Source organism: Pedobacter sp. MR2016-19, from assembly GCF_014947265.1.
GTDB lineage: Bacteria > Bacteroidota > Bacteroidia > Sphingobacteriales > Sphingobacteriaceae > Pedobacter.
Genome location: NZ_JADCNK010000020.1, coordinates 16,803 through 28,947, shown reverse-complemented (window position 1 = coordinate 28,947; position 12,145 = coordinate 16,803). Strand labels below are relative to the sequence as shown.

Sequence of the window (12,145 nt, the reverse complement as noted above, 5' to 3'; positions counted from 1 at the left end):
TTAGTCCGAAGTCAGATTCTGCATACTAAATAATGGTTTATGGTCGATAGTCAAATGGTTGATAGACTGCTTATTCAGCATATATCAACCCAATATAAAAAGTCCATGGTCAGTTTTATATACTCCTAACCATGGACTTCTGACTCCGGACTTCCGACTTCGGACTAACTACGGTTTATCATCCGTTAATTCAAAACCCCAGGTTTTTCCTTTTTCGGTAGCAGGAATTCCACTTGTCATCCAGGCCGGAGCTTTCGCACCTTTTAAATAATAGTCGAAAAATTGTTGTTCTCGGATTTGAATATCCTTGCGGTTCTGGCGTTGAACCAGGTTGTGCGCTTCACCATTATAGTTTAACATCCACACAGGTTTACCTAAACGGCGCAGGCCTGTAAACATTTCGATCCCTTGATACCAGGGCACAGCACCATCTGCATCATTAGCCATGATTACCACAGGTGTATTAACTTTCGGAAGCATAAATAGTGGAGAGTTCTCAATATATAATTCAGGTTTTTCCCAAAGTGTTGCACCGATACGGCTTTGTGTTTTCTCGTACTGGAACTGACGGTTCATACCGGTTTCCCAACGGATACCACCATAAGCCGAAGTCATATTCACCACAGGTGCACCAGCCCAGGCTGCTGCATACATGTTATTTTGCGTAATGAGATAGGCTACCTGATAACCACCCCAGCTTTGACCCTGGATGCCGATTTTACTACCATCAACCCAGCTGTTTTTCTTCAGACTTTCCACACCTGAATTGATGAATTCAACTGCTGATTTACCTGGATGACCAGTTTCATAACTAATATCGGGTGCGAAAACTAAATATCCGTTACTCACGAAATAAGAAATATTTAAGCGGGATGGAGTAGGGGCCGGCGCTTGATAAGTATATAAACCATCCGTTAATTTTTCGTAGAAATAAGCAATCATCGGATACTTCTTATTTGGATCGAAATTTTCCGGTTTGTACAAAATACCTTCGGCTTTATAACCCTTTGGCGTAGTCCACTTAACCAGCTCAGCCGTGCCCCAATTGTAGTCTTTTTGTTGAGGGTTGGTATTGCTTAATTTGGTTTCCGTTTTGAAATCGGTGGTGATGTAAACATTTGGCGATTCTACATAACTGGCTTTATCGTAAATGTAAATATCAGCATCTTTTGCTTTTATCAGGTTCGAGTATTTAAATTTAGCCATTACAACCAGTTCAGGCGCTTTAGCTGAACCTACACTGCTGCGGTAAAAACCATTCTCTTTAGTCAAATGGTTAAAGCCATCTAGCCAGACCGTTTCGTTCGCTTTTACAAATTTGCTGTCTGCATTGCGTTCAAACCTGTTATCCTGTTGTACTCTTTCGTAACGGAAGGTAAGGTTGTTTGCTCTTCCAAAACCGGCAGTAATGTTTTTTGGCGCCGTTTTTCCATCTGGAGAGAACGACCAGATATCGTATTTATCGTAAATTAATAAGGCCTTATCGCCTTCAGTCCAGGTGGCTAAGCCATAAGCAGATGGTAAATCGGGTACATCATTTTCTTCATTGACAAATTTTTCTGTTAATCCGGTTGTTAGTACAGTTAATTTGCCTGTGCTTATGTTATAAGTATTCCAGCTACCTGCTTTTCTATCAAAATATAAAACGTAGTTTCCGCCAGGAGAAGCCATGGCATATCCGCTTAAATTATCAATGATTTTCTTTTTCTGACCATTTTTAGTGTCAACTAAAAAGTAATCTTTTGTGGTAGAACCGCTCCATTGCGATTCGATCCTACGGCCATAGTCTGTAGATGCTAAAACCACATTGGCATCACCTTCCGCAACCATATTGGCATCAGGTAGTTTTAGATCTGTTATTGGAATTACTTTAGGATCGCTGCTGTAAACATCAATAACGGATAAATAGCTTTTTTTGCTGTCCCTGTCCGCATTTTTAAGCTGCATCGGCTGTAGATAATCGTCTTTGTAGTTCCAAACATCAACTTTGGCCACTTCGAAATCTACGATTGTAGTATCTTTTGGCTTTTTAATAGGGGAGATGCCAAAAAACAATTTCTTGCCGTCTTTACTAAAAGTTATTTTACCATCGCCATTAACCGACCATTTTGCGGGTAACCCTGGCATATCAAAATCTACCAGTATCTGCGCCGTATCAAGCGTTAAAGAGTTGTAATAAATATTGTAATCTTTTATTTCTTGTTTCTCCGGACTTTGCTCACCCACAAAAGCAACATGTTCGCTTTCCTCATCAAATGTGAAGTTTTTGAAACTTCCTTTACCTTTAATCAGGGTTTTTAATGTGTTTTTTTCTGTATTCAGCAAGAACACACCCTGAGGGGCTGTTTTGTCCTTTTTAGCTCCACTGCAGGCAAAAACCAATTGTTTGCCGTCTTTACTGAAATAATAATCGGTGACGAATTTATAGGTTTTATCTGTGCCTGTTAAAAGGTTTTTCACTACCAGATCGGTTCCTTCTTCGGTTTTGCCTTTTCCGGCAGGTTCATCATCGGCAAAATCAGTTTCGTCATCCTTTTTCTCAGCAGGTTTTACCATTCTCTTTGCTGTATCTGGCTTTTCAGTTAAATAGGCCATTACACCAACGCCTTCTTCAGGGAATTTGAAAGATTTTACCCTTGCTACTTTTGTAACGGCACTAGTAGTGAGGTTGGCAATGCCCAACGAATCTTTTGGCAATTCATCTGTCTTTTTCTTTTTAATTTTAGCCTGACGCAAATCTTTATTTAGTGGACGGATGTTAAATGCTGCGAACTTAGAATCGTTGCTAAATTGCGAGTTCATCCCTCTTGGGATATTTATCTTTGCATTCGTTTTAATATTAGTAAGGTATAATTGTGCTTCTCCTTCTTGTTGTGAGATGCTATACATAGCCCATTGACCATTATTTGATAATTGCTTTGTGCCTACTGATTCCCAGGTATCATATACCGAATGATCTAAAGGTTTCTTTTGTGCGTAGGCAAAGCTGACAACGAAAAACAGAATAATAGTTAGTCTCTTTTGCATTTTTAAATTTATTAATTTGTTTGGTTGAGATTTAATCTTCTAAAATTGGAATTTTTTAGCTTATTAGGAAACTTGTATACCAAATATTACAATAAAAAAGGGAATTTGAAAGGTAAAATGTAAGATGGATGGTGGGATTTGTAAGAAGTCCGGGGTCGGAGGACCGAAGATTAAGCTTTCCAGAATTAACACCTAAGGCCGTGCGCTTATTGCTCTTAGCTCCACGACCTCTGCTTAAAACTAAAACCCCCCGATTACTTTAAGCAATCGAGGGGTTTCATATCATTAAAGGCTAAATTACTTTTTAGCTTGTTGTTGCTGACGCATATAGTCATCTAAACGCTGTTGGAATTTAGATTTTTTCTTTTTCTCGTCAGCTGGTCTGGCTTTGTTTTGCTGAATTAAAGCATGAATTTTATCATCATCAACCATTTTACGAATTAAGAACTGCTGTCCGAAAGTCATTAAGTTGGCTAAGAAATAATAATAGTTTAATCCGGCAGGGTAGCTGTTCAATACCCCTAAGAAAATAACCGGCATAATATAACCGATGTATTTCATTTGGCCTGTTGCTCCAGAAACCTGGTTATTGAAATAAGTCATAATTAATGTAGAGATGGTCATCAATACACACATTAAACTTAAGTGATCGCCAATGAAAGGGATTTTTACACCAAATTTGATAAACTCATCATAGGTTGATAAATCTTTCATCCACAAGAAACTCTCACCGCGTAACTCAAACAAGTTCGGGAAAAAGAAGAAGAAGGCCATTACCAAAGGCAACTGTAATACCATTGGCAAACATCCACCCAAAGGATTTACCCCCGCTTTCTTATATAGTTTTAAATATTCCTGTTGAACCAATGTTGGGTTATCTTCACCTACTTTAGCTTTAATTTCATCCATTTCTGGTTTCAATACACGCATTTTAGCCATCGATAGGTATGACTTGTAAGTAAGTGGTGATAAAGCAAGTTTTAACAAGATGGTTAATACCAGAATGATTAAACCGTAGTTCCAGCCAAAGCTGTTTAAGAAGTTAAATACCGGTAACACAATAAAGCGGTTAATGTATTTCAATGGCCAGTAACCCATATCAACCTGCTGCTCTAAATCATAACCCTGTGCTTTTAGGGCAGAGAATTTGTTGGTTCCGAAATAAAATTCCATTTCATAAGCCTGGTTTGCAGTATGCGCATATGGCAATTGCATATTGGCATCATAAAACTTCACCTGGCCAGGAGCTGTAGGTATTTTAACTTCTAAACTTCCTTTTTCGAAAGCTTGTTTCGAGATTAAAGAAGCTGAGAAAAAGTGTTGCTTGAAAGAGAACCATTGGATTTTACCTTTCGATAATTCTTCTTTCTCATCTTTCGAAACACTAAGGTGGTTTACATCACCATCTAAATATTTGTAATATGGTGCAGAATAACGGTGTTCACTTTCGATCGATTTTTCTTGTTGTAATAAGATAGTCGACCAATTTAAACCAATCGTATTACCTGCAATTACCTGTTGTAAGCCAACTAAATTAACATTGAAAGCTACTTTGTTGCTTAAGGCCTTTAAATCGTAAACATATTCTACGTAAGCATTGGCGCCATAGTTGGCACGCATGGTAACCGTATTGCCTGTTTTTGTCGAAGTAAAATATAAATCGTTGGTATTAATTACTTTACCAGCTGCGTTTAAATTTAAACCAAACTTGTTTTCGCTACCAGCAAATAAAATAAGTGGTTTACCGGTAAAGGTTTTTTGCCCTTTAACTTCAACAGATGTAATTTTACCACCTTTATTGCTTAAAGTGATTAATAATTTTTCGTTTTCCAGAACCGTATTAGCTTCAGTACCCGTTAAAGCAGTGCCAAAAGGGCCTTTTAAGGCTAAAGAATCTACAGCAGGATTAGCAATCGCTGCAGTTTTGGTGGTATCTTTTTGTACTGGTGTAACGCCAGCTTTTTTCAAAGAATCTAAACGCTCTGTTTCTTTGGCTTTTTTTATTTCAGCCTCGTTCGGCTTCAAAAAGTAGAATGATCCTGCCAAAATGATCATAATCAGGAACAGTCCTGTAAAGGTATTTCTATCCATTATTTATGTATATACTGCTTTTAATTCGTTTTCTTTTTTGCAAACTCCATTGCAGCGGCGACAAATTTAACAAAAAGTGGGTGAGGATTAGCAACTGTTGATTTTAATTCTGGGTGAAACTGTCCGCCAACGAAAAACGGATGATTTTTTAGCTCCACAATTTCAACCAAATTGGTTTGCGGATTCATACCTGACGCAATCATTCCTGCATCTTCATATTGCTTTAAATAAGCATTATTAAATTCGTAACGGTGACGATGACGCTCGTTGATATGCGATTTACCATAAATAGAAAATGCTTTTGTTCCTTTTTTGATATCACAAGGATAAGAGCCTAAACGCATTGTTCCACCTTTATTGGTTATTTTTTTCTGCTCTTCCATCATGTTAATGACCGGATTTGCCGAATTTTCTTCAATTTCAGTCGTGTGTGCATCTTTCAAACCTAAAACATTACGGCCAAATTCGATAACTGCACATTGCATACCCAAACAGATCCCAAAGAAAGGCACATTGTTCTCGCGAACATATTTGATGGCATCAATTTTACCTTCAATACCACGGCTACCAAAACCGGGTGCCACTAAAACACCTTGTAAATGTCCCAATTTTTCTTTTACGTTATCCGGGAAAATACCTTCAGAGTGGATATATTCTACCCTTACTTTACATTCGTTTTTCGAACCTGCGTGTACAAAAGATTCGATAATTGATTTATAAGCATCAGGTAATTCTACATATTTACCAATCAGGCCAATTTTTACTTCGGCAGTTGGGTTTTTTAAACGACCCAGGAAATCTTTCCAGCTTTCCATATCCGGATCGTTCTTGGTAGGCAGTTTTAATTTCGATAAAACAGTTTTATCCAATTGCTCTTTTAACATCAACAATGGCACATCATAAATAGTAGATGCATCCATCGATTCGACTACGGCATTGATGTTAACGTTACAAAATAAAGCAATTTTTTTTCTGATCTCAGGGCTAATGTGATGCTCGGTTCTGCAAACCAATATATCCGGCTGTATTCCGTACTCCAACAAAGCTTTAACTGAGTGTTGTGTTGGTTTGGTTTTTAATTCACCTGCAGCGGCTAAATAAGGAACGAGGGTTAAGTGAATAACAATTGCGTTGGAGCTGCCTTCTTCCCATTTAAACTGACGAACAGCTTCGATAAATGGTAGAGATTCAATATCGCCAACTGTTCCTCCAAGTTCAGTAATTACAATGTCGAATTCACCGCTATCGCCCAAAATGCGCATGTTGCGTTTAATCTCGTCGGTAATATGTGGAACTACCTGTACCGTTTTGCCTAAATATTCGCCTTTACGCTCTTTGCTAATTACGTTTTGATAAATGCGGCCAGTAGTAATGTTATTTGCCTGCGAAGTTGGAACGTTAAGGAAACGCTCATAATGACCAAGATCCAAATCGGTTTCAGCACCATCTTCAGTTACAAAACATTCGCCATGTTCGTATGGGTTTAATGTTCCTGGATCGATATTAATGTACGGATCGAATTTTTGGATGGTTACACGGTAGCCACGTGCCTGTAAAAGTTTAGCTAAAGATGCGGAAATGATGCCCTTACCTAAAGAGGAAGTTACACCGCCCGTAACAAAAATATACTTTGTCATGATTGATAATTTGTGGAATTAAGCAGGGGTTTTGAGCCTGTTTAATTGTTTTTGTACGGGATACAAAGGTACAAAAAATTATCACTCGATTAGGTTTTGCATGAATATTTTTTAATGGTTTTATGTGCTTGATATTGACTGTTTTAGGGGGTATGCCACTTAAAGTATCAGCGTATAAAGTTCTTTTTTAATAGCTTCTATCTTTCTGGGATTCTTTTTATCATCATAACGGGTATAGAGGTCGACCATTTTTTTGAAATCTTTTTCCGTATCGGTTCTCTTTCCTTTTGCCGGAGGTGCGATGTTTAAGATCGGAACATTTTTCGCTTCCACCTTGGTGGCAAACCAGGTGGTGTTGTAGCGTGGTATGGCCAAACCCAATATCATTCCGGGTAAACCGGTAAATCCTTCCGGGCCACCTTTTAATAAAATCTCATCGGTATAAAAGGCCACTACAGTAACAGAATCGTTTATTACGGTTGTTGCTTTACGGCATTCGTAACCTGCAATCTGGCGCACATCATGCATAATTTTCCATTGGAGATGGGGGATAGTGTCTTTTAAAATGAAATCTTCGCCATTTATTGGCTTTCTTATTACCCTTGCTTTTTTGCTAAAATCGGTATACATTTCATTTGTATTCTCACCAGCAATAAAGAAGAAATTATTGTCGTTTAAGGTTTCCTTCGGTTTAACTTTATAAATGGAGCTACTGTCGTTAAAACTATAATCCCAGCTGGAAGTCCTGTATTTGCTCATTTTATCTTTAGCATCGTCTGACATCCAATCGTTTTCTGCAATTTGCTGCTTCTGGTTTATCTTTTTTTCAAATGTTATTTTTGCACTTCTGATGAAAACAGTTTGTGCCCTGATTATGGTAACTGCAAAAAATAAAATTATGCTTAATCCTAAATGTTTCATCTGATGTTATTTTTTGTCTTGTTTAACAAAGTTTCCGGTTAAATTATAGGTGACACCGATCAGGACATACCTTGGAATAAAACTGTTGGTGTTCTCACTAATACTGTTGCCGCCAACGTATCGATTGTAACCGATTCTTTCGGCTAAAATATCTGAAATCGCTATTTTTAATTCCAGTTCCTGGGCTTTAAGCATCTTCTTTGATAAATAGGCATTCCAGATGGCAATATTTACCGGCCTGCTGAACGAAGCATTGGCAGGCTGGTATGATAATGATATTGAGGTATTGAATTCGGTATTGTATGGCAGTTCTATCGTACCGGAGATTTCGTGGTTATGGTAAAAGTTTTTACCATTATTTATGGATCCGGTGGATGAGCGGCTGTTTGAAAAGGTAAAGGACGGATCGTACTGAATTTGAAGTTTATCGCTATAATAACTGAGGCGAGGACGTAAACTGATACTATTATTTACATTTTCATTTAGTTTATTGTTTAAAATAGAAACCGAGTTTGAATGGTTATAACTCGCATTTAAGCCTGTATTAAAATTAATTTTGCTGAAACTTTTATTAAAACTTGCGCCTGCGTAAAAATTGTTATTCCCATTTAGATTGATGTAACTGCTTGTGGTTTTGTTTACCTCATCTACTGTACTCGTGCTCACCACTGCATTTTTAGTAAAACTGTAGCCCCCATACACATAAGCGTACATCTGCGATTTTTGCTGGTAGGTGTTTAAATTAAAGCCAAAATTATTATTGAAAGATGGTTTTAAATTTGGATTACCTTTTATTTCGTAAAGTGGATTGTTTATTTGCCTGATTGGTTGTAGTTGATCCAAGCTGGGCTGTCGCGTATTTCCGTTATAGTTTAAGGATACACTTGTGTTTTTACCGAGTTTATAGTTGAGGTTACTCTGTGGTGCCCAGTTTAAATAATTGCGGTTAAATTTGTTGCTGCGGTCTAAATCATTCAGCTCGAATGTTGTTTGTGTAGCCTCTGCACCGCCAGATAAAGTAAATTTCTTTGCCCGATATTGTAATACAACCTTACCTATATTCGAAAAATTATTGAAATCGAAATTATTACTTAGCGAATCGATCCGTTTATTATTTAATGACTTATCGAAAACGAGTTTATGGCTATTGGAGTTTACCGTTTTAAAGCTATAGGCGGTTTGCAAGGAGAATTGTTTGTTCAGCGGTTCAGTATACGATATTCTTGCGCCAAATGAGGTTTCCCTGCCCGAGTTATCATTGAGGAAGTCCTGAGTGATCGGCGGCCCTTTTGTTACGCCATTGTCATCATAATAATTAGTTACACTTTTACTGTTGCCAAGACTGGTACCATTTTTGGTTTCTGGTTGTAAATCGATAGACAGCGTTCTTCCTTTTTTGGCAAACTTTTTCGAATAATTGATATTGCCGTTAAACAGATTGTCAACTCCGTTGCTGTTGTTTGTTTGATCACTGTTGTTTACAAAAAATCCTGCGCCGTTTTTGGTTTCGTTAGTGCTTTTGTATTCATCACTGTTTTTGTTTTTGCTCTCAGCAAATGATATTTTTAATGTAGACAGCGAGTCTATCTTAACATCAACGCTTCCTTTTAAACCTTGGCCCGAACTCTTAGTTTCGCTGTTTGCACTGCCGGAACTAAAGAAATTTGTTCCATTTGGCAATAGTGACTGGTTTTTAGAGGTTGTTCTATCTATAACGTCCCGATTGTTGCCTTTATAATTGAGTTTCAGACCTACTTTATTTTCATTCCATTTATCGGAGAAATGTGCGCCATAACTGGTGATATCAGGCAAGCCGTCTGTTGGCGAGAAACCATCATCGTCTCGATTGCCGTACATAATCATAACGGTACTGCCATCATCGCCAACTTCAATTACATCATAATCATTTCCTTTTAATCTGCTCATGGCTTCACTTGCTTTCGAATCCTGGTTGGTATTAGAGTTAAATCCAAACACTGCAGCTTTTAATTTACTTTTGTAGATACCAGCCATGCCCCCAACATTTTGAAAATGATTTAAATCGCTGCTGGCATCCAGCGTACTCAGATAGCCATTTTTAGCATTCTCCTTGAGTTTAATATTCATCACCTTCTCCTTGGCATCACCCTCTTTTATTCCCGATAATTCTTCCTCTTTGGTTTTTTTGTCGTAAACCTGAACTTCACTAACTGCATTAGCCTTTAAGTATTTCTGGGCCAGAAGCGGATCATCGCCAAAAAATTCTTCTCCATCAACCAAAAGCGTATTTACATCTTTTCCACCTGCTTTTATTGCACCATTTTTATCCACCTCAATTCCCGGTAATCGCCTTAGCAGATCCTGCAAGTTGGCATGTGGCTTAACCGCAAAGCTATCTGCCTGGTAGGTTATCGTGTCGCCTTTCATGCTAATGGCCTGTTTTTGTGCCTTGATTGTCACCTCATTCAAAAGTGTAGCTTTGCTATCCATTGCAATATTACCCAAGTTAAATTTAGATGAATCTGACAACTGGATGTCTCTGATATAATCGGCCATTTTAGGGAAGGTGATGACTAAAGTATAACTGCCCTTTTTTAGGTTCGATAATTCGAATTCGCCATTGGCCTTGGCTCGAGTATCTTTAACTAAAACGGAATCTTTACCTGATATCAGTAATATAGAACTGTTTTGTAATTTTTTTTTCTCGACGGTATCAACTACAACGCCTTTTATGCTTGCTTTTTGTGCCAGTGCCGGGAAAAATAGTAATGAAAAAATAAAAACCAGGAAGAGTTGCTTGAGCATGTATGTTTTAGAGAAACGTTAAATAATCTGTGTTTGGTTACGTGCTCTAAAATACAACTATTTATTTAGTTTATGAATAAATATTAAAATATTTTTTTATGGTGAAAAGAGGAGGGAAAGCTTAATATACAGAATGATGGCATTTTATTTCCCTGCTGTCAAAATCAATTTTTTGATGAGTACAACCTGCCCTAAATGGTAATAACTGTGTTCAATTACAGCTTCTATACTCCGTAGGTAAGTGCCATACTTTTCGTTTACAAATATCTCGTCTAACTTTTTATCTGGCATTTTTTCTACTGCGATAGCAAAAACTGAAGCATTGTCAAATAATTCGGAAGCTAATTTATTCCAATCAGCTTCAGAATGTATAGGGGGGAAGATCGAAACTATATTGGTCTTTTATTTCTAGCAGACCACCATTAAATACAGTTAAAATTCCGGCTAAATAATAATTGATATGATAGGTTATGGCCGCAATGGTATTTAAATTTTCTACCTGATGAATGGCCTGTTGCCAGGTAATTTTTTCTAACTGATCTCTATAATTGGTATTGGCTATCCAATAGCCATTTAAAAAAATCTCTCTTAAGCGATTTGCTATAAAACCAGATTTTTTCATAAGAAAGATTCCTTAAGCAAATTCGTTATGACTTTTTTCAGCAAGTTCGAGTACTTCATCTGCCAAATAATCAGTTAAACCAACCGATGCGCTGGTTTGGATCAATCGTTGTTTTAAAGATTGAGGCAAATCATTAAGCGATTTATCGTCGTCAAGGATAATGAAATCATCATTATTATCTTGTGATTTAAACCAGTTTAGGATCTCACTCTTTCTGTTAATTAAATCGATGTTATCCGGAAGGCGGCCAATTTTGCTTAAACTGATATTTCTTGTTTTAAAAATATCGAGCCATTGATTCAAACTGTACTTAAACTTGTGCGAAGTGGTAAGAACAATTTCAAAATCATGATTATAGAGGATTTTATTTAGTGCTTTAACAGCTTTTGGATTAAACTCAACAAAGCCATCTGCTAAAATCTCTGGTCTTCTCCATGAGTTAGCAGGTACCATTACTCCGTCTATGTCTAATAATAAAAACATAATACAAATTTACGTTTTATTTTGTCAATTCGAATATTTTTTCTATCGATATATTGTTAAACTTTGCATCTAACTCATTCATTCTCTTGATCTTTAACTCCGTGTCCCATTCTTCATCAACGAATTCTACTTTGTGCCATTCACATACATTTGTTGCGCTGGTTTTACATGATGGTACCCTCCCTAGATCAATATCTGCCAATATCGAACTAATATAACGGTGATGACCATCTATTATAAAGTTATCACTTACCTTAATGTCATCAAATTTAATTCCGTTAATCATCTTTTTATACATCCGGTTAATTACCGGTATCGAAAGTTTGGTATGTGTTGAAAGTAAGTCAATCCTTTTTGACTTTAAATTTTCAGAAATAATTTCGCTATTGATATCCCCCATATTATTCTTTTTATAAATTTCATGGGATGTTTTTAGTGCTTAGCTAACATCAAAATATGATGTCTGATTTATAGATAAAACATTATCGAACTAAGCAGAAAATAAGAATAGATTTTAGCGCAACTATATATATGTTACGTATTCAAATAAATATAGTAATTAATTTTATGATTAGGACAA

9 protein-coding genes are annotated in these 12,145 nt (G+C 37.0%); all 9 read right to left on the bottom strand.

Annotated features, from left to right (window positions below; genetic code table 11):
* Positions 1-168 precede the first annotated feature (168 nt).
* The 9 genes from IM793_RS20120 to IM793_RS20085 all read right to left on the bottom strand — a co-directional run bounded on the left by IM793_RS20120 (position 169) and on the right by IM793_RS20085 (position 11,965).
* Positions 169-3,027 carry a S9 family peptidase gene (locus IM793_RS20120; RefSeq protein ID WP_193424460.1) on the bottom strand — a complete coding sequence of 953 codons (2,859 nt, stop codon included), beginning with the start codon at positions 3,025-3,027 and terminating at the stop codon, positions 169-171.
* Between the two features lie 297 nt (positions 3,028-3,324).
* Positions 3,325-5,118 (bottom strand): membrane protein insertase YidC, encoded by a 1,794-nt coding sequence (gene yidC / locus IM793_RS20115; protein ID WP_193424458.1) that lies wholly within the window; start codon positions 5,116-5,118, stop codon positions 3,325-3,327.
* Between the two features lie 20 nt (positions 5,119-5,138).
* Positions 5,139-6,755: a CTP synthase gene (locus IM793_RS20110; RefSeq protein ID WP_193424456.1), complete on the bottom strand. Its 1,617-nt coding sequence runs from the start codon at positions 6,753-6,755 to the stop codon at positions 5,139-5,141.
* Between the two features lie 159 nt (positions 6,756-6,914).
* Positions 6,915-7,676 carry a GLPGLI family protein gene (locus tag IM793_RS20105; RefSeq protein ID WP_193424454.1) on the bottom strand — a complete coding sequence of 254 codons (762 nt, stop codon included), beginning with the start codon at positions 7,674-7,676 and terminating at the stop codon, positions 6,915-6,917.
* A gap of 6 nt (positions 7,677-7,682) precedes the next feature.
* Positions 7,683-10,460, bottom strand: a complete 2,778-nt coding sequence (locus tag IM793_RS20100; RefSeq protein WP_193424452.1) for an outer membrane beta-barrel protein — start codon at positions 10,458-10,460, stop codon at positions 7,683-7,685.
* Between the two features lie 144 nt (positions 10,461-10,604).
* Positions 10,605-10,751, bottom strand: a complete 147-nt coding sequence (locus IM793_RS24890; protein ID WP_227256329.1) for a hypothetical protein — start codon at positions 10,749-10,751, stop codon at positions 10,605-10,607.
* A gap of 70 nt (positions 10,752-10,821) precedes the next feature.
* Positions 10,822-11,082 (bottom strand): hypothetical protein, encoded by a 261-nt coding sequence (locus IM793_RS24885; protein WP_227256328.1) that lies wholly within the window; start codon positions 11,080-11,082, stop codon positions 10,822-10,824.
* A gap of 12 nt (positions 11,083-11,094) precedes the next feature.
* Positions 11,095-11,565: an HAD domain-containing protein gene (locus tag IM793_RS20090; RefSeq protein WP_193424451.1), complete on the bottom strand. Its 471-nt coding sequence runs from the start codon at positions 11,563-11,565 to the stop codon at positions 11,095-11,097.
* Positions 11,566-11,581: 16 nt separating this feature from the next.
* Complete coding sequence (locus tag IM793_RS20085; protein WP_193424449.1) at positions 11,582-11,965, bottom strand: hypothetical protein; 384 nt, start codon at positions 11,963-11,965, stop codon at positions 11,582-11,584.
* Positions 11,966-12,145 lie beyond the last annotated feature (180 nt).